Source organism: Actinoallomurus liliacearum, from assembly GCF_039542035.1.
GTDB classification, from domain to species: Bacteria; Actinomycetota; Actinomycetes; order Streptosporangiales; family Streptosporangiaceae; genus Actinoallomurus; species Actinoallomurus liliacearum.
In genome coordinates this window covers 45,319-68,169 of the sequence record NZ_BAABHJ010000020.1, presented here as the reverse complement: position 1 = coordinate 68,169, position 22,851 = coordinate 45,319, and the positions used below count along the sequence as shown (strand labels likewise).

Here is a 22,851-nt window from a genome sequence, read left to right as displayed (position 1 = left end):
TGTGGTCAGCGTTCGCGGAAGTCCCTGCCGTGGAGGGCGCAGGAGTGGTACCGGGCGTAGTGCGCGCGCAGCCATCTCCGGCGCCGCTGCTCGTCCCAGCGGGCGAAGTTCCGCGCGGCGACGGCGTCGGTGAGCCGCGGCGGCGCCTCGTCGAGCAGCCACGCCGACACGAGGGCGCTGTAGTGCGCGCCGGCCGCGTGCCCGGGGTCGCCGCAGGTGCGCGCGTCCAGCAGGCTGATGTCGATCTCCTGCTCGGCGCGGTGGGCGTATCCCGGGGACAGGTCGCTGAGGTGGATGTAGACGACGCCGCGGCCGGGCCGGGGGAAGTCGTTGTCCGGCCGGTGCTCGACCCGGACGAACCGCCCGGGGGTGCCGCTCAGGCGGGTGGCGAGGGGGGTCAGCCCGGCCTCCAGTGACGGCAGCGCCGCGCGCAGCGCCGGGTGCACGCAGACGGTGAGCGGCCACTGGCGGCAGGCGTACGAGAACGCGCGCGGCACGACCGGCGGAGTGCGCTGCTGGCCGTGCAGCCACACGGTGGTGCCCGCGACGACGCCCGCCGCCGCGACCGCCGGGAGCGCGAGCCAGAGGCGCCGGGTCAGCACCCACAGGTAGCCGGTGACCAGCACGGTGCCCAGCCCCAGCGCCCACAGCGCCTGGCCCGCGAGCAGTTCGGTGCGCAGCGCGGCGAACAGCCCGATGTGCCCGATGCCCGGCGGCGGCAGCAGGTCCGCCCAGGCACCGGGGCGGGCGGCGCCCCACAGGTAGGTGAGGACCGCGACGGCCGGGACGGCAGGCAGCCGCGGGACCATGCGGCCGCCGAGATAGCCGATGACGGTGTAGACCAGCAGCGTGAGGGCCCCGGCGAGCGGCCCGATCGGCTTCGGGTGGCCCGCCTCCACATGGATCATCGTCTTGGCGGCGACGACCAGGGCCACGACGGTGTACGCGCAGAGCGTGACGATCCCCAGCAGGAGCAGGTCGAGCAGCGGGCCCAGGGCGGGGGAGCGGGCGGTCAGCCCCCGGAGGTAGTCGAGACGGTGCTCGCGCAGGGCGACCCAGGCGGCGAACCCCGCCGAGGCCGGACCGAGCAGGCACACCGAGGAGAACAGCGCCGCGACGGCGTCGTCCCAGTACGCGACGCCCGGCAGCAGTGCCCGCCACGCCGCGACGGCGCCGAGGAACGCGAGCGCCGGCACGGCCAGGAACAAGGCCGTACGGCGAGCGTCGATCCGCAGCACCCGCCCGAGGTCAGACACCGGCAGGCACCCGAAGCCGGGGACGGGGGGCGCACGGCACCTCGACGAGGCGGCCCCGGACCATGCTGAAACCCCGATCGCACCACCCCGTCAGCTCCGCCGGATCGGCGGCCGTGGCCACGACCGTCGGAGCCAGGCTCCGCAGCAGCGGGATCAGATCCTCCCGCTCGGAATCACCGATGCCGGCGAGCGGCTCGTCCAGAAAGACGAGCTCCGGCTCGTGCACACAGGTCGCGGCCAGCCCGGCGCGCAATCGCAGATCTTGCGGAAGCATGTCCATTTCGAGCGCCGCGGCGTCGCTCAGCCCGAATCGCTCCAGAATCGCGTCGACCGCCCGGCGGGGTGTGCATTTGTAGTAGGACGCGTAGGCGACGAAGTCGCGGGTCGACAAGCCGGACGTCCAGGCGAATCGCGCGGGCAACAGGCCGATCCGGGCGCGCGCCGCCCGCCGCCCGGCTCGCCGGGTCACGTCGTGGCCCAGCACCTCGAGGTCGCCCACGGACGGGCGGCGCAGGGTCGTCAGCGCCTGCAGCACCGCCGATCTGCCCGGACCCGCCGGACCGGCCAGGCCCACGACACCGTGTGTCACGTCGAACGTGGTGGGACGCAGGATCCACCGCCGGCTGCGGCGGATGCCCAGGCCCCGTGCCACGATCGCGGAAGAATTCCCGATCATAATTACCCCCCGAATTGGCGACGCGTGCGGAGGGCCGGGGCGATCACTGCGTTGAACCGCTGCGCGACGCCCCTCTTTGCCGTCGTCCGCACGCGTCGACAATGGAACTATAACTTGCCTTGATGATGAGTGTCAGCGTTCCTTAGGCGGCCGCCGGGATTGCGGCTGATTCGCGGGATTCACAGGTCGATCGCGGCTATATCAAGCTTGATTCGGCCGATGTCGGGCCGGGCAGGCGATAACGTATGTGAGTGGCCAAGCCGCTCAACCTGCCTTTCGACCCGATCGCCCGCGCCGGAGATCTCTGGGAGCGCCGCTGGGGGCGGTCGCCCGCCATGCTGGCGGTGACCTCGATCATGCGGGCGCAGGCCATCCTGATCGCCGAGCTCGACGCCCTGCTGAAGCCGTACGGCCTGACGTTCGCCCGGTACGAGGCGCTCGTGCTGCTGACCTTCAGCCGGAAGGGCGCGCTGCCGCTGTCGAGGATGGGCGAGCGGCTGATGGTGCACCCGACGAGCGTCACCAACATCATCGACCGGCTGGAACGCCAGGGGTACGTCCGGCGCCGTCCCAACCCCCGCGACGGCCGCGGCGTGCTCGCCGAGATCACCGACAGCGGCCGGGAGACCGTCGAGCGCGCGACCGCCGACCTCCTCGCCGCGGACTTCGGGATGGGCGCGTACGGCGCCGAGGACCTGGAGCTGATGTTCGAGACGCTGCGCGGCCTCCGCGTCGCCGCCGGCGACTTCGAGGAGTAGAGGTCCCGCCGAGTCACCCTGGAGGAGGATGGTTGGCGCCGAGATACTAGGACATCCTAGTATCTAGGGAGAGCCACCGGCCTGAGGAGCGCTCATGGACATGCGGGACATCGAAGAGGGTCGTCGTCGCTGGCAGGCGAGGTACGACTCTTCCCCGACCAACCGACCCCGACCGACCTCCCGGGGCTCCCGCCGACGCGACGCCGACTTCACCACGCTCTCCGGCCTCGAGGTCGATCCGGTGTACGGGCCGCCGGCCGCGGATCCCCGGTTCGAGCGCATCGGCTGGCCGGGGGAGTTCCCCTTCACGCGCGGCCTGTACGCCACGGGCTACCGCGGCCGCACCTGGACCATCCGGCAGTTCGCGGGCTTCGGCAACGCCCGGCAGACCAACGAGCGGTACAAGATGATCCTCGGCGCGGGCGGCGGCGGCCTGTCCGTCGCCTTCGACATGCCGACGCTCATGGGCCGTGACTCCGACGACCCCCGGTCGCTCGGCGAGGTCGGGCACTGCGGCGTCGCCATCGACTCCGCCGCCGACATGGACGTGCTGTTCGACGGCATCCCGCTGGGCGACATCACGACCTCGATGACCATCTCCGGTCCGGCGGTGCCGATCTTCTGCATGTACCTCGTCGCGGCCGAACGCCAGGGCGTCGACGTCCACGGGCTCGACGGCACCCTGCAGACCGACATCTTCAAGGAGTACATCGCGCAGAAGGAGTGGCTCTTCGCGCCGGAGCCGCACCTGCGCCTCATCGGCGACCTGATGGAGTTCTGCGCCCGCGACATCCCGGCGTACAAGCCGCTCAGCGTCTCCGGCTACCACATCCGGGAGGCCGGCTCGACGGCCGCGCAGGAGCTGGCGTTCACGCTCGCGGACGGCTTCGGCTACGTCGAGCTCGGCCTGTCCCGCGGCCTCGACGTCAACCGGTTCGCGCCCGGCCTGTCGTTCTTCTTCGACTCCCACGTCGACTTCTTCGAGGAGATCGCCAAGTTCCGCGCCGCGCGCCGCATCTGGGCGCGCTGGATGCGCGACGTGTACGGCGCCACGTCGGAGAAGGCGCAGTGGCTGCGGTTCCACACCCAGACCGCCGGCGTCTCGCTGACCGCCCAGCAGCCCGACAACAACGTCGTGCGCACCGCCGTCGAGGCGCTCGCCGCCGTGCTCGGCGGCACGAACTCCCTGCACACCAACGCCCTCGACGAGGTCCTGGCACTGCCGAGCGAGAAGGCCGCCGAGATCGCCCTGCGCACCCAGCAGGTGATCATGGAGGAGACCGGCGTCGTCAACGTCGTCGACCCGCTCGGCGGCTCCTGGTACGTCGAGGCGCTGACCGACCGCCTCGAGGAGGAGGCCGAGCGGATCTTCGCCCGGATCAAGGACATGAGCCCGGACGATTCCATCACCGGCGGCATCCTGCGCGGCATCGAGGACGGCTGGTTCATGGCCGAGATCGCCGACGCCGCGTTCACCTACCAGCAGCAGTTGGAGAAGGGCGAGAAGAAGATCGTCGGGGTGAACTGCCACACCCAGTCGATCGAGGAGCCGCTGGAGATCCTGCGGGTCGGGCACGAGGTCGAGCGCGAGCAGAACCGTCTCCTGGCCGAACGGCGTGGGACGCGGGACCAGGCGGCCGTCGACGCCGCGCTGCGCCGGATGACCGAGGTGGCCCGGACCGAGGACAACCTGATCCCCGCCATGCTGGACGCGGTACGGGTCGAGGCCACCCTCGGCGAGATCTGCGGCGCACTGCGCGAGGAGTGGGGCGACTACTCCGAGCCCGCCCGATTCTGACGCCGCCGGATCACCCCGGAGCGGCGGCCACGCAACGTATTCGGGTGATCATCGAGGGTGCTTGATCGATTACGTGACGGCCGCGCGTATTCGTTCGGCGGTGCATGCGGCAGGATGGACACATGACGTCATCGGACTTCTCGTTGCACGGCGCGATCGACCTCGGCGCGCGGCGTGCCGCGGCCCAGAGACAGCAGCAGCGCCCGGCCTCGGGAGCCTCGGACGACTCCTCGCAACACGTCATCGACGTGACCGACGCGACGTTCAACACCGAGGTCGTCGAGCGGTCGCGCAACGTGCCGGTGCTCGTGGACTTCTGGGCCGACTGGTGCCAGCCGTGCAAGCAGCTCGGCCCCATCCTGGAGAAGCTCGCCAACGAGGCGGACGGCCGCTGGGTGCTCGCCAAGGTCGACATCGACGCGAACCCCGCGCTCGGCCAGCAGCTCGCCCGGATGGGCGTGCAGGGCATCCCGTTCGTCGCGGCCGTGGTCGCGGGCCAGATGCTCCCCGTTCTCAACGGCGCAGCCCCCGAGCCGCAGGTACGCCAGGTGCTGGACCAGCTCTTCGCGGCGCTCCGTCAGCAGGGACTGCTGCCCGAGGACGACGGCGCGGACGCCGTCCAGCAGCCGGCCGCCGATCCGCTGGAGATCGAGGCGGAGGCCGCCCTGCAGCGGGGCGACCTCGACGGCGCCGCCACGGCGTTCGGGCGGATCCTGGAGACCGCGCCGAACGACCCCGTCGCCAAGAGCGGTCTCGCGCTGGTCGACCTGCAGCGCCGCGCCCAGTCGTACGACCCGGCGGCGGTGCGCAAGGACGCCGCCGACCGACCCGACGACGCGGCCGCCCAGGTCAAGGCGGCCGACCTCGAGCTGGTGGAGGGCCGGATCGACGACGCGTTCGACCGCCTCATCGGCACGGTGCGCCGGACCGCGGGCGACGAGCGGGAGGCGGCCCGCAAGCACCTGCTCGCGCTGTTCGACGTGCTGCCGCCGGACGACCCGCGCGTGACCCGTGCCCGGCGGAAGCTCGCCTCGGCGCTCTTCTGACCTTCCTCGACGGGAGGGGCGGGTGATGACCGGAGTCATCACGATCTCCGCGACGTTCGGGGCGGGTGGCAGCGCCATCGGCCCCGCGGTCGCCGAGCACCTCGGCGTGCCGTTCATCGACCGCGCCATCCCGTACACCGTGGCCGCCGACATCGGCTGCTCGCTCGAGGAGGCGCTCGCCCACGACGACCGCACCGAGCACGGGCTCGGCCGCCTCCTGGCCGACGCCGCGCGCCTGCCGAACGTCACGCTCGGCGGCATGGACGTCCACCTTCCGCAGCGCGGCATCGTGCCCGAAGAGGAGTTCGTCCACCACACCGAGCAGGTGATCAAGGAGGTCGCCGGCCGGGGCGAGGGAGCGGTGATCCTCGGCCGCGCCGCGCAGGTCATCCTCGCCGACCATCCCACCGCGCTGCACGTCCGCCTCGACGGCCCACGGCGACGGCGGATCGCCCGCGTCCAGGAGTCGATGGAGCTGTCCGCGCAGGAGGCCGAGCGCCTCCTCACCGAGAACGACCGGGCACGAACCGCGTACGTCAAACATTTCTACCGGGCGGACCCGGCCGATCCCGGCCTTTATCATCTGGTCATCGACAGTACGCGGCTGGCCGCGGCTGCCTGTGTCGACATGATCGTGACGGCGGCGCACGCGGTGAGCTGACCTTCGTCGTCGCCCCGTACGCAGGGATGACACCATTGGCGTGCGGACTCTCGCCTCACAAAGGAGCAGTTGACGTGGCCACCGTGCCGAGCGTGTCCTATTCGATCACCGTTCGCCTCGAGGTGCCGGCGGGCGGCAAGGCCGTAAGCCAGCTCACCGGAGCGGTCGAGGGCGCGGGCGGCATCGTCACCGCGCTCGACCTGACCCCCGCGGGCCACGACCGGCTCCGCATCGACGTCACCTGCGCCACCCGCGACACCGAGCACGCCCAGGAGATCGTCGACGCGCTCGAGGGCCTCGACGGCGTCTCCATCCACAAGGTCAGCGACCGTACCTTCCTCATGCACCTCGGCGGAAAGATCGAGATGCAGTCGAAGGTGCCGCTGCGCAACCGTGACGAGCTGTCCATGGCGTACACCCCGGGCGTCGCCCGGGTCTCGCTCGCCATCGCCCGCAACCCGGAGGACGTCCGGCGGCTGACCGTCAAGCGGAACAGCGTCGCGGTGGTCACCGACGGGTCGGCGGTCCTCGGCCTGGGCAACATCGGGCCGGAGGCGGCCCTGCCGGTGATGGAGGGCAAGGCGGCGCTGTTCAAGCGCTTCGCCGGGATCGACGCCTGGCCGATCTGCCTCGACACGCAGGACACCGACGAGATCGTCCGTACGGTGCAGATCCTCGCCCCGGCGTTCGGCGGGATCAACCTGGAGGACATCTCCGCGCCGCGGTGCTTCGAGGTCGAGCGGCGGCTCCGTGACCTGCTCGACATCCCGGTCTTCCACGACGACCAGCACGGCACGGCCATCGTCGTGGTGTCGGCCCTGACCAACGCCCTGCGGGTCGTCGGCAAGGACCTCGCCGACGTGCGCATCGCCCTGGCCGGCGCGGGCGCGGCCGGCAACGCCGTGCTCAAGCTGCTGATGCACGCCGGCGCCAAGCACCTGGTCGTGTGCGACTACCACGGCGCGGTCCACACCGGCCGCGACGACCTGGACGACTCGCTCCGCTGGATCGCCGAGAACACCAACCCCGAGGGCTACACCGGCGACCTGCGCGGCGCCGTCCGCGGCGCCGACGTGTTCATCGGCGTCTCGGCCCCGGGGATCCTGAGCGGCGACGACATCGCGACGATGAACAAGGACGCCGTGGTGTTCGCGCTGGCCAACCCCGACCCGGAGGTCGACCCGGCCGCCGCCCGCGAGCACGCCGCCGTGGTCGCCACCGGCCGCAGCGACTACCCCAACCAGATCAACAACGTGCTCGCCTTCCCCGGCGTCTTCCGGGGGCTGCTCGACGCGCAGAGCCGCACGGTCACGCAGGACATGCTCCTGGCGGCCGCGCGCGCCCTGGCCGACGTGGTCACCGACGAGGAGCTGGGCCCGAACTACATCGTGCCGAGCGTCTTCCACGCGGACGTCGCCCACGCCGTCGCCGCCGCAGTGCAGAAGGCCGCCGGCGGCGCCAAGTGACCTGACCGCGAGGTGGGCGGGCGCGGCGAGACGCCCGTCCACCCGGCGGCGGCCTTCGAAGGCGCCCGCCCGCTCTGGACGGGCCGGCAGGGGCCCGGGCGCCACTCCGCCGGCGCGGCGGTGGCTCGCCGACGGCGCGGGGCCGCTCAGCGGTCGAACATCTTGCCCCGGCGGCGCGGCCACTGGCGGCCGTACCAGAAGATGATGACGCCGGTCAGCATGGCGGCGACGCCGGTGGCGACCCGCGCGACGATCATCCCGCTGTCGGGGCCGGTGTGCGGCAGCGTCTGGTCCGACGTCTTCCGCACGCAGTTCGCGTGCCGGTCGACGCTCTGCACCGGCAGGTTGCGCCAGGTCACGGCGACGGTCGTGGTGCGATCCTCTCCGACGTTGACGGTGGACCTGCGGGTCGCGCCCGCCGGGATGCGGTCCGCCACCGAGATCGCCCCGTCGGTCAGGATGGCGTAGTCCTCGGCCTGCGCGCTGCTGTTGACGACCGACACCTGGACCGTACGCCCGGGGCAGCGGACCTTGCCGATCTGGACCTTGAGCGGCGCGGACGACCCGGCGGAGGGCAACGGCTCCCCGATCGAACCGTGCGTCGGCGAGTGCGTGGGCGACGCCTTGTGGGTGGGCGACCCCTTGCGGGTCGGAGACGCCTTGTGCGTGGGCCGGGAGCTCTTGGTCGGGCTCGGGCTCGTGGTCGCGGAGACGCTGACGCCGGGGGTGCTGCCGGCCGCCCGGGAGGGCGGCGAGGAGTCGGTGAGCATCGGGAACACGATCAGCGCCCCCACGATGAAGAAGACGGCCGCGATCGCGACCCTCGACAGCGGCATCGCATCCTCCGGGGGGTGATGATCTACGCCGGTATTCTGCCGATTACCCACGCTCCTCGCGCGCGTAACCGACCGACCCGACCGTCCTGTGTTCCCTCCGCTCCAGAGCAAAGCATGATGAAGGCATGGACGACGGCATTTCCACCGGTCGGCTGCTCGTAGCGACGCCGCAGTTGGCCGACCCGAACTTCCGGCGCAGTGTGGTCCTGATCGTGGAGCACGAGCCGGAGGGCGGCACGCTCGGCGTCGTGTTGAACCGGCCGACCGAGGTGCCGGTCGACCAGGTCCTTCCGCCCTGGTCGGAGCTGGTGACCGGCCCGTCGGTGGTGTTCCAGGGCGGACCGGTCGCGCTCGACAGCGCGCTCGCCCTCGCGCACGTCCCGGGCACCGACGAGCCGCTCGGCTGGCGGGCGCTGAACGGCAGCCCGGCCGTGGCCAGAGTCGGCCTCGTGGATCTGGACGTGCCACCGGAGATCCTCGCCCCGGAGGTCGCCCGGTTGCGGGTCTTCGCGGGCTACGCCGGCTGGGGGACCGGTCAGCTTCAGTCGGAGATCGACGAGGGCGCGTGGTACGTGCTCTCGGCGGAGTCCGGGGACGTGTTCGCGGAGGAGCCGGACGGGCTGTGGCCCGCCGTTCTGCGCCGCCAGGGCGGTGAACTCGCCTTCGTCGCGACGTTTCCCGAGGATCCGTCACTAAACTGAGCACGTGAGTACGAAGATCCTTCCGGAGAGCGACACCAGGCCTGATCTCTCCCACGGCGACGGTGATCACGAGCGGTTCGCGCACTACGTGCAGAAGGACAAGATCATGGAGAGCGCCGTCAGCGGCACTCCCGTGATCGCGCTGTGCGGCAAGGTCTGGGTGCCCAACCGTGACCCGAAGAAGTACCCGGTATGCCCGGAGTGCAAGGAGATCTACGAGTCGATGGACGTCGGCGGCGGCGAAGAGTGACCGTCAAATCGGCGTGAAGGACCCGCGCGTCGGGCGGTGACCGCGACCGCCGGAGTCTAGCCTCTCCGTCTCGGGGGGGATCGTGATGAGGCGGAGAGGTCTGAGCGGGCTCTTCGGAGTCGTGCTCGCGTCGTGCGCCGCCGTACCCGGCGGCGCACGTGTCCAGCCGGCGCACGGGACGACGGCGGCCTGCGCGCGCCCGACATCGGTGGCACCGCCGGCGCGCTCTGCGCCGGCGGCCCGATCGGTGGACTCGGCGTCGGCGGCCCGATCGGTGCGTCCGGCGTCGGCACGTCCGGCGGGCTCGGTGTGGGCGGACTCGGTGTCGGCGGACTCGGCGGTGGTGGCCCGGTCGGTACGTCCGGCGGTGGTGGCTCGGCCGGCGGACTCGGGGGCGGCCCGTACGGCGCGTCCGGCGGACGGCGACTCCCTCGCCCCCGGCGAGATGCAGGCGATGCTGGGCGACTTCACCGGCACGCTGCGCGCCCGGTACGGCGTGGCCGACGAGCGCGCCCTCGTAGCCGCGCACCGGATCCCCGATCGGATCGTGGTCCCGCTGCGGTTCCACGTGCTCACCGACGGCCGGTACGGCCGGCTCTCCCGCGCCGCCGTGGACCAGCAGGTCGCGGTCCTCAACGCGGCGTACGGCGGGCGGCTCGCCGGTCCCGGCGGCACGGTGCGGTCGGCCGTGCGGACGCCGCAGGGCGCCGACACCGGGGTGTCCTTCCGGCTCGACGGCGTCGACGTCACGACCAACACCCGGTGGTTCGGCAAGCCCCATGACCACCGGGCCGAGATCGAGGCGGCGCTCAGCCGGGGCGGGTACGGCACGCTGAACCTGTACACCGGCGCGGTCGGCTTCGAGATGCTCGGATTCTCGACGTTCCCCAAGTGGGCGCGGGAACGACCGGGCGTCGGCGGCGTCGTGGTCGACTACCGCAGTCTCCCCGGCGGCACGTTCCCGCACTTCAACCGCGGCCTCACCGCGGTGCACGAGATCGGGCACTGGCTGGGGCTGTTCCACACCTTCGAGAACGGCTGCTGGCCGCCGGGCGACGGCATCGACGACACGCCGGACGAGTCGGTGCCCACGGTCGGCTGCCCGGCCTCGAAGGACACCTGCCCGGCGCCCGGCACCGACCCGGTGCACAACTTCATGGACTACGGCTTCGACAGTTGCATGCGGGAGTTCACCCCGGACCAGGGCCTGCGGATCCGGGCCATGTGGGCCGCCTACCGCCTCGGCGCCACGGCGTCCGGTGGCCAGGCGCGATACCGGTGACGCACGAGGCGGACAGCGGCGACGAGCAGGCCGGAACGCCGGTAACAGGAGCGCCAAACGTCCCGGACACCTCGGGAGGGTGGGCCCGTCCTGTCGGCAGGTCAAGGTAGCCTTCTTTCACCGTGAGCACGTTCGCCGCATCAGACACCCCACCCGCGCTGCCCAACCGGGCACCCTGGGGCACCGCGACCGCGCTGCGTGCCTGGCAGCAGGGGGCCCTGGAGGAATACTTCCGCACCGGTCCGCGCGACTTCCTCGCCGTCGCCACGCCCGGCGCCGGTAAGACCACCTTCGCGCTCCGGCTCGCGGCCGAGTTGCTGCACCGCAAGATCGTCGCCCGCATCACCGTGGTCTGCCCGACCGAGCACCTGAAGCGGCAGTGGGCCGACTCCGCCGCCCGCGTCGGCATCAAGATCGACCCGGAGTTCAAGAACTCCCAGGGCCGTACGGCCAAGGACTTCCAGGGCGTGGCGGTGACGTACGCCCAGGTCGCCGCGCACCCCGCCCTGCACCGCAACCGCACCGAGACGCTGAAGACGCTGGTCATCCTCGACGAGGTCCACCACGCGGGCGACGGCCGGTCCTGGGGCGACGCGATCCGGGAGGCGTTCGAGCCGGCCGCCCGGCGGCTGTCGCTCAGCGGCACGCCGTTCCGCACCGACATCAACCCGATCCCCTTCGTGCTGTACGAGGAGGGGCCCGACGGCATCCGGCGCAGCCGTGCCGACTACACCTACGGCTATGGCCCGGCGCTCGCCGACGGGGTCGTCCGGCCGGTCATCTTCCTGGCGTACGCCGGGGACATGCGCTGGCGCACCCGCGCCGGCGACGAGATCACCGCCAGCCTGAGCGACCCGCTCACCCAGGACCAGACCTCCCAGGCGTGGCGCGCCGCGCTCGACCCGAAGGGCGACTGGATCAAGCAGGTGATCGCCGCTGCCGACCGGCGGCTCACCGAGGTGCGCCGGGGCGTCCCCGACGGGGGCGGGCTGGTGATCGCCTCGGACCACGAGTCCGCGCGGGCGTACGCCAAGATGATCCGGGAGATCACGAACACCAAGGCGACCGTCGTGCTGTCCGACGACCCGGCGGCGAGCAGGAAGATCAAGCAGTTCAGCGCGTCGGAGGACCGCTGGATGGTCGCGGTCCGCATGGTCTCCGAAGGCGTCGACATCCCGCGCCTCTGCGTCGGCGTCTACGCCACCTCGACCTCGACCCCGCTGTTCTTCGCGCAGGCGATCGGCCGCTTCGTCCGGGCCCGCAAGCGCGGTGAGACGGCGTCGGTGTTCCTGCCGTCGGTGCCCACGCTGATGGGGCACGCGGCCGAGATGGAGACCGAGCGCGACCACGTCCTGGATCGGCCGGTCCGTGAGGACGGCCTCGACGACGACCTGATCGCCGAGGCGAACCGGCAGCGCGACAACCCCGACGTGGGGGAGGAGTTGGCGTTCGAGACGGTCGAGGCGTCGGCGACGTTCGACCGGGTCGTGTTCGACGGCGGTGAGTTCGGCATGACCGCCGCGCCGGGCTCACCCGAGGAGGAGGACTTCCTCGGCATCCCCGGCCTCCTGGAGCCGGACCAGGTCGCGCAGCTGCTGAAGCAGCGGCAGGCCGAGCAGCTGGCCGCGCAGCGCAGGAGCAAGAAGGGCGAGGCGCCGACCGAGGAGGATCACACCGCCGCCGAGGACCTGCACGCGCTGCGCAAGGAGCTCAACAACCTCGTCGGCGCGTGGCACCACCGCACCGGCCAGCCGCACGGCGTGATCCACGCCGAGCTCCGCAAGGTCTGCGGCGGGCCGCCCAGCGCGCAGGCCAGCAGCGACGACGTCCGCAAGCGCATCGCCAAGATCCGGGAGTGGGCCGCCCGCCCGATGCCCCGCGTCCGCGACTGACCCGCGGCGCGCCGACGAGCGACCGCGAGGCCGGCGGCGCGCCCCGATAGGGCAGGCGGCGATACGTGGTCGGCGAGGGAGGAGCGGGTGCGGAGGCGACCGCGGCGCGGACGCTCACGCTGACCTCCGAGGCGGACGCGGCCGGGGCCGCGCCGCCCCGGCGATCATGCCGTATTACCGGCCGGTGGGCCCGGGCGGGAGGTCGAGCCGCCGGTGGATCTCCTCGACGATCGTCTCGATCGACTGGTCGATCGAGACGATCAGCGCGTTCTCGTCCGGCGCCGGTGTCTCCAGGTCGGCGAACTGGCTGTCCAGGAGCTGCCGGGGGAAGAAGTGCCCGTGCCGGGCGGCGAGCCGCCCGCCGATCAGCTCCTTGGAACCGTCCAGGTACACCAGGTGCAGGTCCGGCCGGCTCTCCCGCAGCACGTCCCGGTACTTACGCTTCAGCGCCGAACAGGTGACCACCGCCGGGGCGTCCTGTTCGTGCATCCACGCGCCGATGGCCCGCAGCCACGGCCAGCGGTCCTCGTCCGTCAGCGGCACACCGGCGTGCATCTTCTCGACGTTCGCAGGCGGGTGGAAGTCGTCGGCCTCGGCGTACTTCCAGCCGAGCCGACCGGCCAGCATCGCGCCGATCGTCGTCTTTCCGCTGCCGGAGACGCCCATGATGAGGACTATCGGGTGGTGCATACCTGGCAACGTATCGGGTGATCCAGAAGCACGGCGTACGGGCCGGAGGCCGTCAGCGGAGGAGCGGCTGGCCGGACAGCTCCACGCCCGCCGCGCCCATCTCGTCCAGCGCCCGCTCGACGGTCTCCCCGGCCACCCCGGCCGTCATGCCCAGCAGCACCCTCGTGGCGATCCCGGACCGTACGGCGTCCAGGGCGGTCGCGCGGACGCAGTGGTCGGTGGCGATGCCCACGATGTCCACCGAGTCGACCTCGTGCTTGCGCAGCCAGTCGCCCAGCGGCGTGCCGTCGTCGGTGGCGCCCTCGAAGCCGCTGTAGGCGGCCTTGTGCTCGCCCTTGCTGAACACCGCCTCGATCGGCGCGAGGTCGAGGTTCGGGTGGAAGTCGGCGCCCGGTGTGCCGATCACGCAGTGCGCCGGCCAGGTGTCGACGAAGTCGGGATTCTCCGAGAAGTGGTCGCCCGGATCCAGATGGAAGTCCCGGGTCGCCACCACGTGCGCGTACGCCCGCCGGTTGTCCTGCAGGTAGGTGGAGATCGCCGTCGCAACGTTGGCCCCACCGGTCACGGGCAGTGATCCGCCCTCGCAGAAGTCGTTCTGCACATCAACAATGATGAACGCCGTGCTCACGGCAGCCTCCCCGGCCAGATCTCCAGCACAGGAAAAGCTACCCCGCCGGGACCGGAAACATCATCGGACGAGCGCCAGGATTTCCCGGGAAGACGATCTCGGCGTGCGGCGAAGCATGGGTGACCACGATCCCTCACCCAGGAGGCACCGCATGACGGAGGCAGGGCCATGACCGAGCGGAGCGAGGGAATCAACGGCGCAGCCCTACGAGTCGCCCCTCCGACGAAGGAGGGCCCATGACCGAGCGGAGCGAGGGAATCAACGGCGCAGCCCCGCGGGTCGCCCCTCCGACGAAGGAGGGCCCATGACCGCCGACGTCGGCGAGCAGGCGAGCGACGCCGAACTCGCCGCCCGATTCCGCCGGGACCCGGAACTCTTCACGGCCGTCCACGACCGGTACTTCCGCGACATCTACCTGTACGCGGCGGGCCGGCTGGACGCGCAGACCGCCGAGGACATCACCGCGGAGACGTTCTGCGTGGCGTTCCGCGACCGCGCGCGGTTCGATCCCGGCCGTGGCGCCCTGCGGCCGTGGCTGTTCGGCATCGCCACGAACCTGGTAGCCCGGCACCGGCGCAAAGAGGCACGGCACTACAAGGCCGTGGCCCGCGCCGGGATCGAGCCGACCGCCGACAGCCACGAGAACCGCGTCGTCGCCTCGGTGGCCGCCGCCCACATGAAGCCGCAGCTGGTCAGGGCCCTGGCGCGACTGTCCCCGGGCGAGCGCGACGTCGTCCTGCTCGTCGCCCTCGGCCAGCTCAGCTACGACGAGGTGGCCGACGCGCTCGGCATCTCCGCCGGCACGGTCGGCTCCCGGCTCAGCCGCGCCCGCAAGAAGCTCAAGGAGGCATTCCATGGACGATGAACTGACCATGCTCGCCACCGCGCTGGCGGCCATCGAGCCGACCGACGAGACGGCCGACCGGAGCCGCCACCGGCTCCAGAACACGATGCGCGGCGGCCCCGCCCGCAAGCACCGGATCGGCTGGCTGGCCGGCGGTCTCGGCCTCACCGCCGCCACGACCGCGACTGCGGTCCTCATCACCTCGACCGGCACCACGCGCACCGCCACGCCCAACAGCCCACCGCCCACCGCCGCGCTGTCCGCGCGGCAGGTCCTCCTCACCGCCGCCACCACCGCCGAGAAGGCGCCGTCGACGACCGGCACCTACTGGTACGTCCGGCTGGAGGAGAAGGACAGCGCGAACGCCAAGCCGGACGTCTCGGAGGAGTGGACCCGCCGCGACGGCCAGATGTGGCGGAGGGACGGCAAGACCGAGGGCAAGATGTACCACGAGGGCGTCATGCCGGACCGGCCGAAGGATCGGCCGTTCGACCTGGGCACCGACTACGTGAGCTTCGAGCAGATCCAGCGGCTGCCGACCGACAAGGACCGGTTGAAGGCCTGGCTGGCCGACTCCGTGGCGCACAGCGGCATGAGGACCGGCGCGGGCCCCCTCACCGGCCCGCAGCAGAAACTGCAGGTGTTCGAATCGCTGCTCATGTTGATCAGCACGTTCCCGGCCCCGCCGAAGGTCCGCGCCGCCGCCTTCCGCGCCCTCGCGACGTACCCGCACGTCAAGGTCGCCGGCCGGCGGAACGGCGGCCTGGTGGTGCAGTTCACGCCGCCCGAACTGCCGGAGCCGCCCCAGCCGTCCCCCTCGACCGCCGCGGAACGGAAGGAAGAGGCCGAGTGGGCGAAGGACCGGGAGCTAGGGACCAAGGCCCGGGCGGCGAAGGGCGAGACCCACAACGACCCGCCCACGATGGTCGTCGATCCGGTGACCGCGCAGGTCCGTGAGGCTAACTTCCTGGCCATCGACGGCGGAGAGATGACGTACCCGGATGGCGGCGGCGCGCGGATCGCCACCCGCTGGACCGACGTCCTGCCCAGGTAAGGTCACCCCGCAATCGGCCCGCCGTTGAGTGTGGGAAGTCCACCAAAGTCGCCCGCGATGGGCGAGACTCCCGCGCTCGACGGGCGAAGGGAACGGTTTCCCGGCGTGCGGCGACGAACAGATTGACAGCCGACCGTCACCGTTTCACCCCTTGCGCACGCCGATCCCGTAGCGCGACCGGCACCGCGCTTTGCGCGGCGGATCCTCATCTTCGCCGTCGCGGGTTCCGTCCTGCCCTGAACAGGCGTGCCGACCGCACCCGGCCGAAAGGAAGCCGCCGCATGATCGACGATCGGGACGACACCAGGTGCCCATCGGTCCTTCTACGTTCGAATCGCGGCGCACACGGCCTCCGTCGCGATTTCTCTCGTCTGGGAGCGCACGGCACTACAAGGAGACCGAACTCCGTGACCACCCCTATTCCCTCGCTCTCCCCGCCTTCCGGACCGGTCCGTCCGGACCGGCGGCGGGACAGGCCGCGTTGGCCGGCGCTCGTCCTGATCGGCGCCGGACTGGCACTGGTCCCGTGGCTGTTCGTGCTCGCGTTGGGGCTCCCGGCCACGGCGGTCGCCGCGCACTGGTCGACGGCATGGGCGGGGTTCGACGGTCTGGAGGCGCTCGGCCTGATCATCACAGGCGTGCTGCTCGGGCGACGTGACCCTCGCGGCTGCCTGGCGGCGGCCGCGACCGCTCCGCTGCCGGTCGTGGACGCCTGGTTCGACGTGGTCACGGCCACACCGGGCCGTGATCAGGCCACGGCCGTGGCGATGGCGGTCTTTCCGGAGGTGCCTCTGGCGATCGCCTGCGCCCCCGCCCCGGGGAACGGATCCTCGAGATCGGCCCCGGCACCGGGCTGCAGTCCCTGCACGTGGCGCCGCAGCTCGGCCCGGCTGGGCGGCTCGACGTGGTCGACATCCAGCCGGAGATGCTCGACCACGTCACCCACCGCGCCGAGGAGCGCGGCATCGCGAACATCACCGCGACCGAGGCGGACGCCCGGACCCTGCCGTTCGGCGAGGGGACCTTCGACGCGGTCTACCTCGTGACCGCCCTGGGCGAGATCCCCGAACCCGACCGGGTCCTCTGCGAGGCCGCGCGAGTGCTGGCGCCCACGGGTCGGCTGGTGGTGGGGGAGTTCTTCGACCGGCACTGGATCCCGTTCGGCCGGCTGCACCGCCTCGCCGACGCCTCCGGCCTCCACCTGGAGACCCGCCACGGCCCGACCTTGGCCTACCTGTCCCGCTTCCGCCCCTGCCCCCGCCCGGGAACGGCCGTGTCCGCCGCGTGAGCGCGTCGCCCTTGAAGATCACAGGCGATCGCTGCGCCTAGACAGCAGCGACCGCCAGTGATCAGCTCATCCTGAGCCTCGGACGACCGCGATCCCGACGCGGTTCGTCTCCTTGGGACCTCAGTGTGGGGCGGGCGGAACGCTCGGCAAAGCCGACTCTAAGCGGGCCCGCCATCGGGACGAATCGCTCGGCGGAGCGGGCTTTCGCCGAGCGGCCCCGCGGCGCACGGTGGCGTCAGCAGATCATCGGAGCCGGCCCTGTCCGAGCCGCGGAGTCGTCCGGCCGGGTCGATCAGCCACCTTGACGTCGGTGGTGACGTGGCAGGCCCGGCAAATCGGTCATCGACTCGGCAACAACGGCGGCGACGGGACCGCAGCGGCGGCAATGAGAGCACAGCGGCGACGGGACCGCAGCGGTGGCGAGGTCGCCGCAGAGCCGGGTCCGTCTGTGCCGTCTACGCCGCCTGTGCCGTCTGCGCCGCCTGTGCCGTCTGCGCCGGCCCTCCGGCCCGCTCCGGCTCGTGTCGTGCCCTCAGGGTGGTGTCACGCGCCGTTCAGGAATTCCGTGGGGATTGCCACGTCGCCGCGGGAGAGTTGGAAGGCCGACGGGGGGAGTTCCGTCAGGGCGCGTTCGTGGCGGTCTCGGGCCTCGGAGATGTCCTCGCGGCCGACGATCTCGCCGCCGACGACCAGTGGCCGCAGCAGCGGGCGGTCGTACGGGCCGGGGGTCGGCTCGTTCAGCGAGACGACCTCGGCGATCGCGCGGCCGTTCTCGTCGCGGTGGCGGACCGCCCACTTGCGCCCGCCCCGGCTCGGCTTGCCGACCGAGTTCTTGGCGACCGGCCGCAGCGGCCCGTCGTCGGACTGGGCGCGGGCCACCAGCTTGTAGACCAGCGACGCGGTCGGCGCGCCGGAGCCGGTGACCAGCGACGTTCCCACGCCGTACCCGTTCACGGGCGAGGCGGCGAGGGCGGCGATCGAGTACTCGTCGAGATCGCCGGTGACGATGATCTGGGTCTTCGGCGCGCCCAGCGCGTCGAGCTGTTCGCGCACCTCCCGCGCCATCTCGCCCAGGTCGCCGCTGTCGATCCGGACGGCGCCGAGGTCCGGGCCGGCCAGTTCGACCGCGACCGCGACGGCGCGGGCGACGTCGTAGGTGTCGACGAGCAGCGTCGTCGACGCGCCGAGCGCGTCGAGCTGGGACTGGAAGGCGTGGCGCTCGCTGTCGTGCAGCAGGGTGAAGGCGTGCGCGCTCGTACCGGCGGTCGGCACGCCGTACGTGCGCCCTGCCTCCAAGTTCGACGTTGTACGGAAGCCGGCGAGGTAGGCTGCGCGGGCGGCGGCCACGCCGGCCATCTCGTGCGTGCGCCGGGATCCCATCTCGATGAGTGGACGGTCGCCGGCCGCGCGCACCATCCGGGAGGCGGCGGAGGCGATCGCACAGTCATGGTTGAGGATCGACAGCGCGAGGGTTTCGAGGATCACGGCCTCGGCGAAGCTGCCCTCCACGACGAGGATCGGCGAGCCGGGGAAGTAGCAGTCGCCCTCCGCGTAGCCCCAGACGTTGCCGGCGAACCGGTACGACTCCAGCCACGCGGCGGTCGGTTCGTCGACGATGCCCTGGGAGATGAGGTACTCCAGCTCGGGGCCGCCGAACTGGAACGACTCGAGCGCGTCGAGGAACCGGCCCGTCCCGGCGACGACGCCGTACCGGCGGCCGTTCGGCAGGTGCCGGGCGAACACCTCGAAGATCGCCCGGCGCTGCGCGGTGCCCGCCGTCAGGGCACCCTGGAACATGGTGAGTTCGTAGCGGTCGGTCAGCAGCGCCGTCGAATGATGCACGAGTGGCAGATTACGGTGTGGTGTGTACACCATGTGCGCGCAGCACCCTGGAAGGAGGCACTGAGGTGAGCACGGCTCCCGTCGAACTGGATCGGCCGGACGCCGCCGAAGACGTACGTTCGGACCGTCCGTGGGTGTCGATCGTCTGGAACGACCCCATCAATCTCATGTCGTACGTCACATACGTCTTTCAGAGCGTGTTCGGCTATTCCAAGATGAAGGCCGAGAAACTGATGCTCGACGTGCACCACAAGGGCCGCGCCGTCGTGTCCAGCGGCACGCGGGAGGAGATGGAGCGCGACTGCGAGATCCTGCATTCGTACGGTTTGTGGGCCACGGTCCGGCAGGATGTCTGAGTCATGAACACCTGGTTCACCCGCGTCCACGGCGGCGGTGTGCGGCTGCGAATGACGCGGGAGGAGGCCTCCGTCGTCCACGCGCTGGTCACCCAGCTTCTCGACCTGCTCGGCGGGCCCGCACCCGGCCCGCGCGACGACGGCCTGCCGAACCTCAGCTTCTCGGAGAACACCACCGTCTCGGATGATCCGGTGCTGGCCCGATTGTTCCCGGACGCCTACCGGGACAACGGGGCCGCGGCGGCGGAGTTCCGGCGCTACACCGAGGCCGGCCTGCGGGACGGCAAGCGGGCGGCTGCCCAGCTCGTGCTGGACACGCTCGGCGACGGCGGCGAGATCCTCCTGGACGACGAGCAGGCCCAGGTGTGGCTGCGGTCGCTCAACGATCTGCGACTGGCCCTGGGCACCCGCCTGGGGATCAGCGAGGAGACGCTCGAACGGACGCGCAGGCTCGACTGGAACGATCCTCGGACCGCGCCGTTCGCGGCCTATGACTGGCTGACCTATCTCCAAGAGGACCTGGTTCGAGCGCTTTGGTAAGCATTTGTCGCGAAGTGATCGGCTGATCGGTCGTTCGTCCCGCTCAGTCGATCAGCGGCTTGGTAGGTTGGCGGCGCCGCCGGACTCCGCGCTGGGAGGAACGGGCGTGACCGCGACCGACTCCGTCGATGTGCTCGTTCACCGAGCCCTGCTGTACGGACACGAGGACGAGTTCCTCGACGCGACGATCCCCTTCTTACGGGAGGGCCTGGCCCGGGGCGGCCGTCCGGTCGTGATCAGCGAGCGCACCGGGCTCGTACGCCGGTGCCTCGGCCGCGGGGCCGGGACGGTCGAGTTCGTCGACGCGTCCGGCTGGTTCGGCGCGCCGGCCCGGACCCTCACCGCCTACCTCGCGCACGCCCGCGAGCGGTGGTGGCCCCAGGGCCCGCTGTATCTCGTCGCGGAGCCGGTGTGGCGGGCGCGCACCCGGCCGGAGATCCGGGAGTGGGGTCGGCTGGAGTCGTTGCTCAACGTGGCGTTCGCCGAGACCCGGACCAACCTGCTGTGCGCGTACGACGTGCGGTCGCTGCCCGCCGAGGCCGCCGAGGACGTGGGCCGTACCCATCCGGAGCTGGTCGGCGTCACCGGAAGCCGCCAGAGCGCGCTGTTCACCGACCCGGCGGTCTTCTACGCCGAACGCAACCGGGTCCCGCTCGCGCCGCCGACCGAGCCGGTGCTGAGCCGCGATCTCGCGGGCGGCGACCCGGCCGGGCTGCGCGCCTTCGTCGCGGCGGCGGCCGAGCACCACGGGCTGTCCCGGGAGCGCAGCCTCGCCCTGGTGCAGTCGGTGGGCGAGGTCGTCGCGCACATCACGCGGTGCGGCGGGGGCCACGGATCGGTGTGGGTGTGGTCCGCGCACGGCAGGCTGATCTGCGACGTCGTCGACGCCGGGACCGCGCTCGACGACCGGTACCTCGGCTACTTCCCGCCCACGCCGCACCGGCCCGCGGGGGCGGGCATGTGGGCGGTCCGGCAGTTGTGCGACCTCGTGGAGATCCGGTCCGGCGCCGGCGGCTCGGTCGTACGGCTGCACATGGGCCACGAGTCCCGCTGAGGGCCGCCGTGGATACGCTTTGCGCATGCTCACCATCGAACGGGCCATCGTCGACCAGATCGTCGCGCACGCGCGCGCCGACCACCCGGACGAGGCGTGCGGCGTCGTCGCCGGAGCCGCGGGCTCGGACCGTCCGACCCGGTTCATCGCGATGGCGAACGCCGAGCGTTCACCGACCTTCTACCGATTCGACTCGATGGAGCAGTTCAAGGTGTGGCGCGAGATGGACGACCGCGACGAGGAGCCGGTCGTCATCTACCACTCCCACACCGCGACCGAGGCCTACCCCTCCCGTACCGACATCTCCTACGCCTCGGAGCCGAACGCGCACTACGTGCTGGTCTCCACCCGCGCCGACGACGAGGCGGAGTTCCGTTCGTACCGGATCGTCGACGGCGAGGTGGACGAGGAGGAGGTCCGCGTCGTGGAGTCGTACGAACCCGACTCGGTAGACTGATCCCGTGACGACGATGACGGAGCGCCCGACCCCGTTCGTCACGCCCGTGCAGAATTTCCTCTTCGGCCACTGCCGCGCCGAAGTCGTCTACGACTGTCGCCAGGGCTGACCTCCCCCAGAGCCCGGAATCCCCGCGCATCCGGCCGTGTTGAGCCATGCCGGGACCGTAAGACGAAGGAGCACACTCGCGATGGCGATCGAGGTTCGTATTCCGACGATCCTGCGTAACTACACCGATGGGGCGAAGGCGGTGGAGGGTGGCGGCGCCACGCTCGACGACCTGTTCGCCGACCTGGAGACCCGCCACCCGGGCCTGCGCGACCGGCTGGTCGACGAGAAGGGCCTGCGGCGGTTCGTCAACGTCTACCTGAACGACGAGGACGTCCGCTTCCTGGGCGGCCTCGGCACGAAGGTCTCCGACGGCGACACGGTGACCGTGTTGCCCGCCGTCGCCGGCGGCTGACGTGCGTTTCGACTCCCTGCTCGACTCCCTCGGCCGTACGCCGCTGGTCGGCCTGCCACGGCTGTCGCCGTCGTCCGAGGTGCGGCTGTGGGCCAAGCTGGAGGACCGCAACCCGACCGGCTCGGTCAAGGACCGCCCCGCCTTCTGGATGATCGCGAAGGCGGAGAAGGAGGGTCTGCTCGCGCCCGGCCGTACGATCCTGGAGCCCACCTCCGGGAACACCGGCATCTCGCTGGCGATGGTCGCGAAGCTCCGCGGCTACGACATCGTCTGCGTGATGCCGGAGAACACCTCGGCCGAGCGCCGGCAGCTGCTGGAGATGTGGGGCGCGCGCATCATCTTCTCCCCGGCGGCCGGCGGTTCGAACGAGGCGGTGCGCGTCGCCAAGCGGCTGGCGGAGGAGAACCCCGACTGGGTGATGCTCTACCAGTACGGCAACGAGGCGAACGCCCGGGCGCACTACGAGACGACCGGTCCGGAGCTCCTCGAGGACCTGCCGTCGATCACCCACTTCGTCGCCGGCCTCGGCACCACCGGCACGCTGATGGGCGTCGGCCGGTACCTCCGCGAGCAGGTGCCCGGCGTCGCGATCGTGGCCGCCGAGCCGCGTTACGGCGAACTGGTGTACGGCCTGCGCAACATCGACGAGGGCTTCGTGCCCGAGTTGTACGACGAGTCGGTGCTGACGACGCGGTACTCCGTGACGTCGGCGGACGCGCTCCGGCGCACCCGTGAGCTGCTCGCGCGGGAGGGCATCTTCGCCGGCATCTCCACCGGCTGCGCCCTGCACGCCGCGCTCGGCATGGCGAACAAGGCGGTCAAGGCCGGCGAGCGCGCCGACATCGCGTTCATCGTCGCCGACGGCGGCTGGAAGTACCTCTCCACCGGCGCGTACGGCGGCACGCTCGAGGAGGCCGAGGAGCGCCTCGAAGGCCAGCTCTGGGCCTGACCGGCCTCGCGGGCGTTCGCCGTCTCTTTCGGTGAGCGCCCGCGTACGGTCGGTGTGCTCGGCA

The 22,851-nt window shown here is 71.6% G+C and carries 25 protein-coding genes; 18 read left to right on the top strand and 7 right to left on the bottom strand.

What is annotated here, in order from left to right; genetic code table 11:
• Window positions 1–5: 5 nt before the first annotated feature.
• The gene (locus ABD978_RS26095; protein ID WP_345359848.1) at window positions 6–1,256 is read right to left on the bottom strand and encodes a hypothetical protein; all 1,251 of its coding nucleotides are present in this window, start codon (window positions 1,254–1,256) and stop codon (window positions 6–8) included.
• A complete protein-coding gene (locus ABD978_RS26090) occupies window positions 1,249–1,845 on the bottom strand; it encodes an ATP-binding cassette domain-containing protein (RefSeq protein ID WP_425550764.1) in 597 nt (198 codons plus the stop codon). The genes ABD978_RS26095 and ABD978_RS26090 overlap by 8 nt, the downstream gene beginning before the upstream one ends.
• Window positions 1,846–2,183: 338 nt before the next feature.
• Between ABD978_RS26090 and ABD978_RS26085 the strand changes: the two genes are divergently transcribed.
• The 5 genes from ABD978_RS26085 (at window position 2,184) to ABD978_RS26065 (ending at window position 7,661) form a co-directional block, all read left to right on the top strand.
• Entirely contained in the window at window positions 2,184–2,690 is a 507-nt protein-coding gene (locus tag ABD978_RS26085) for a MarR family winged helix-turn-helix transcriptional regulator (RefSeq protein ID WP_345359842.1), read from the top strand.
• Between the two features lie 94 nt (window positions 2,691–2,784).
• Window positions 2,785–4,488 carry a coenzyme B12-dependent isobutyryl-CoA mutase large subunit gene (gene icmA / locus ABD978_RS26080; RefSeq protein ID WP_345359839.1) on the top strand — a complete coding sequence of 568 codons (1,704 nt, stop codon included), beginning with the start codon at window positions 2,785–2,787 and terminating at the stop codon, window positions 4,486–4,488.
• Window positions 4,489–4,610: 122 nt separating this feature from the next.
• Window positions 4,611–5,534 (top strand): tetratricopeptide repeat protein, encoded by a 924-nt coding sequence (locus ABD978_RS26075; protein WP_345359836.1) that lies wholly within the window; start codon window positions 4,611–4,613, stop codon window positions 5,532–5,534.
• Window positions 5,535–5,559: 25 nt separating this feature from the next.
• Window positions 5,560–6,195 carry a cytidylate kinase-like family protein gene (locus ABD978_RS26070; protein WP_345359833.1) on the top strand — a complete coding sequence of 212 codons (636 nt, stop codon included), beginning with the start codon at window positions 5,560–5,562 and terminating at the stop codon, window positions 6,193–6,195.
• Window positions 6,196–6,269: 74 nt separating this feature from the next.
• Complete coding sequence (locus tag ABD978_RS26065) at window positions 6,270–7,661, top strand: NAD-dependent malic enzyme (protein WP_345359830.1); 1,392 nt, start codon at window positions 6,270–6,272, stop codon at window positions 7,659–7,661.
• 146 nt (window positions 7,662–7,807) lie between these two features.
• Here the strand turns inward: ABD978_RS26065 and ABD978_RS26060 are convergent, their stop codons facing one another.
• Entirely contained in the window at window positions 7,808–8,497 is a 690-nt protein-coding gene (locus ABD978_RS26060) for a hypothetical protein (protein WP_345359827.1), read from the bottom strand.
• 125 nt (window positions 8,498–8,622) lie between these two features.
• On the opposite strand from ABD978_RS26060, the gene ABD978_RS26055 reads away from it, so the two are divergent.
• From ABD978_RS26055 to ABD978_RS26040, 4 genes are all read left to right on the top strand, one after another.
• On the top strand, window positions 8,623–9,198 hold the full coding sequence (locus ABD978_RS26055) for a YqgE/AlgH family protein (protein WP_345359824.1): 576 nt from the start codon (window positions 8,623–8,625) through the stop codon (window positions 9,196–9,198).
• Between the two features lie 4 nt (window positions 9,199–9,202).
• Window positions 9,203–9,448, top strand: a complete 246-nt coding sequence (locus ABD978_RS26050; RefSeq protein ID WP_345359821.1) for a DUF3039 domain-containing protein — start codon at window positions 9,203–9,205, stop codon at window positions 9,446–9,448.
• Between the two features lie 370 nt (window positions 9,449–9,818).
• On the top strand, window positions 9,819–10,730 hold the full coding sequence (locus ABD978_RS26045) for a zinc metalloprotease (RefSeq protein ID WP_345359818.1): 912 nt from the start codon (window positions 9,819–9,821) through the stop codon (window positions 10,728–10,730).
• Between the two features lie 122 nt (window positions 10,731–10,852).
• Window positions 10,853–12,622 (top strand): DEAD/DEAH box helicase, encoded by a 1,770-nt coding sequence (locus ABD978_RS26040; RefSeq protein WP_345359815.1) that lies wholly within the window; start codon window positions 10,853–10,855, stop codon window positions 12,620–12,622.
• Between the two features lie 174 nt (window positions 12,623–12,796).
• On the opposite strand, the gene ABD978_RS26035 is transcribed toward ABD978_RS26040, so the two are convergent.
• Both ABD978_RS26035 and ABD978_RS26030 read right to left on the bottom strand, forming a co-directional pair.
• Window positions 12,797–13,312 carry a gluconokinase gene (locus ABD978_RS26035; protein ID WP_345359812.1) on the bottom strand — a complete coding sequence of 172 codons (516 nt, stop codon included), beginning with the start codon at window positions 13,310–13,312 and terminating at the stop codon, window positions 12,797–12,799.
• A 52-nt stretch (window positions 13,313–13,364) separates the two neighbouring features.
• Window positions 13,365–13,940, bottom strand: coding sequence for an isochorismatase family protein (locus tag ABD978_RS26030; protein ID WP_345359809.1), 576 nt, complete (start codon window positions 13,938–13,940; stop codon window positions 13,365–13,367).
• A gap of 304 nt (window positions 13,941–14,244) precedes the next feature.
• Here ABD978_RS26030 and ABD978_RS26025 point away from each other — a divergent pair, with 304 nt between their 5' ends.
• Both ABD978_RS26025 and ABD978_RS26020 read left to right on the top strand, forming a co-directional pair.
• Complete coding sequence (locus tag ABD978_RS26025) at window positions 14,245–14,805, top strand: RNA polymerase sigma factor (RefSeq protein WP_345359805.1); 561 nt, start codon at window positions 14,245–14,247, stop codon at window positions 14,803–14,805.
• Window positions 14,795–15,838 (top strand): CU044_5270 family protein, encoded by a 1,044-nt coding sequence (locus tag ABD978_RS26020; RefSeq protein ID WP_345359802.1) that lies wholly within the window; start codon window positions 14,795–14,797, stop codon window positions 15,836–15,838. Before ABD978_RS26025 ends, ABD978_RS26020 begins: the two co-directional genes overlap by 11 nt.
• A 748-nt stretch (window positions 15,839–16,586) precedes the next feature.
• Here ABD978_RS26020 and ABD978_RS26015 read toward each other — a convergent pair.
• The gene (locus ABD978_RS26015) at window positions 16,587–16,775 is read right to left on the bottom strand and encodes a hypothetical protein (protein WP_345359800.1); all 189 of its coding nucleotides are present in this window, start codon (window positions 16,773–16,775) and stop codon (window positions 16,587–16,589) included.
• On the opposite strand from ABD978_RS26015, the gene ABD978_RS26010 reads away from it, so the two are divergent.
• Window positions 16,692–17,126 carry a class I SAM-dependent methyltransferase gene (locus ABD978_RS26010; RefSeq protein WP_345360532.1) on the top strand — a complete coding sequence of 145 codons (435 nt, stop codon included), beginning with the start codon at window positions 16,692–16,694 and terminating at the stop codon, window positions 17,124–17,126. The two genes, ABD978_RS26015 and ABD978_RS26010, sit on opposite strands and share 84 nt — an antisense overlap.
• Window positions 17,127–17,669: 543 nt before the next feature.
• Here ABD978_RS26010 and ABD978_RS26005 read toward each other — a convergent pair.
• Window positions 17,670–19,001 (bottom strand): nicotinate phosphoribosyltransferase, encoded by a 1,332-nt coding sequence (locus tag ABD978_RS26005; protein WP_345359798.1) that lies wholly within the window; start codon window positions 18,999–19,001, stop codon window positions 17,670–17,672.
• A 32-nt stretch (window positions 19,002–19,033) separates the two neighbouring features.
• Here ABD978_RS26005 and clpS point away from each other — a divergent pair, with 32 nt between their 5' ends.
• The 6 genes from clpS (at window position 19,034) to ABD978_RS25975 (ending at window position 22,787) form a co-directional block, all read left to right on the top strand.
• Window positions 19,034–19,324, top strand: a complete 291-nt coding sequence (clpS, locus tag ABD978_RS26000) for an ATP-dependent Clp protease adapter ClpS (RefSeq protein ID WP_252778952.1) — start codon at window positions 19,034–19,036, stop codon at window positions 19,322–19,324.
• A 3-nt stretch (window positions 19,325–19,327) separates the two neighbouring features.
• The gene (locus ABD978_RS25995) at window positions 19,328–19,864 is read left to right on the top strand and encodes a DUF2017 domain-containing protein (RefSeq protein ID WP_345359793.1); all 537 of its coding nucleotides are present in this window, start codon (window positions 19,328–19,330) and stop codon (window positions 19,862–19,864) included.
• Between the two features lie 106 nt (window positions 19,865–19,970).
• Window positions 19,971–20,918 carry an anti-sigma factor RsbA family regulatory protein gene (locus ABD978_RS25990; protein WP_345359790.1) on the top strand — a complete coding sequence of 316 codons (948 nt, stop codon included), beginning with the start codon at window positions 19,971–19,973 and terminating at the stop codon, window positions 20,916–20,918.
• A gap of 25 nt (window positions 20,919–20,943) precedes the next feature.
• Window positions 20,944–21,375, top strand: coding sequence for a M67 family metallopeptidase (locus ABD978_RS25985; protein WP_345359787.1), 432 nt, complete (start codon window positions 20,944–20,946; stop codon window positions 21,373–21,375).
• Between the two features lie 190 nt (window positions 21,376–21,565).
• On the top strand, window positions 21,566–21,838 hold the full coding sequence (locus tag ABD978_RS25980; protein ID WP_345359784.1) for a MoaD/ThiS family protein: 273 nt from the start codon (window positions 21,566–21,568) through the stop codon (window positions 21,836–21,838).
• A 1-nt stretch (window position 21,839) separates the two neighbouring features.
• Entirely contained in the window at window positions 21,840–22,787 is a 948-nt protein-coding gene (locus ABD978_RS25975; protein ID WP_345359781.1) for a PLP-dependent cysteine synthase family protein, read from the top strand.
• Window positions 22,788–22,851 lie beyond the last annotated feature (64 nt).

Excerpts from the sequence above, each read along its gene's own strand:
- ABD978_RS26055 (WP_345359824.1), top strand. The coding sequence starts at position 8,623 with ATGGACGACGGCATTTCCACCGGTCGGCTGCTCGTAGCGACGCCGCAG.
- ABD978_RS25995 (WP_345359793.1), top strand. The coding sequence starts at position 19,328 with ATGAACACCTGGTTCACCCGCGTCCACGGCGGCGGTGTGCGGCTGCGA.
- ABD978_RS26005 (WP_345359798.1), bottom strand. The coding sequence starts at position 19,001 with ATGGTGTACACACCACACCGTAATCTGCCACTCGTGCATCATTCGACG.
- ABD978_RS26025 (WP_345359805.1), top strand. The coding sequence starts at position 14,245 with ATGACCGCCGACGTCGGCGAGCAGGCGAGCGACGCCGAACTCGCCGCC.
- ABD978_RS25985 (WP_345359787.1), top strand. The coding sequence starts at position 20,944 with ATGCTCACCATCGAACGGGCCATCGTCGACCAGATCGTCGCGCACGCG.
- icmA (WP_345359839.1), top strand. The coding sequence starts at position 2,785 with ATGGACATGCGGGACATCGAAGAGGGTCGTCGTCGCTGGCAGGCGAGG.
- ABD978_RS26035 (WP_345359812.1), bottom strand. The coding sequence starts at position 13,312 with ATGCACCACCCGATAGTCCTCATCATGGGCGTCTCCGGCAGCGGAAAG.
- ABD978_RS25980 (WP_345359784.1), top strand. The coding sequence starts at position 21,566 with ATGGCGATCGAGGTTCGTATTCCGACGATCCTGCGTAACTACACCGAT.
- ABD978_RS26070 (WP_345359833.1), top strand. The coding sequence starts at position 5,560 with ATGACCGGAGTCATCACGATCTCCGCGACGTTCGGGGCGGGTGGCAGC.
- ABD978_RS26020 (WP_345359802.1), top strand. The coding sequence starts at position 14,795 with ATGGACGATGAACTGACCATGCTCGCCACCGCGCTGGCGGCCATCGAG.
- ABD978_RS26075 (WP_345359836.1), top strand. The coding sequence starts at position 4,611 with ATGACGTCATCGGACTTCTCGTTGCACGGCGCGATCGACCTCGGCGCG.
- ABD978_RS26060 (WP_345359827.1), bottom strand. The coding sequence starts at position 8,497 with ATGCCGCTGTCGAGGGTCGCGATCGCGGCCGTCTTCTTCATCGTGGGG.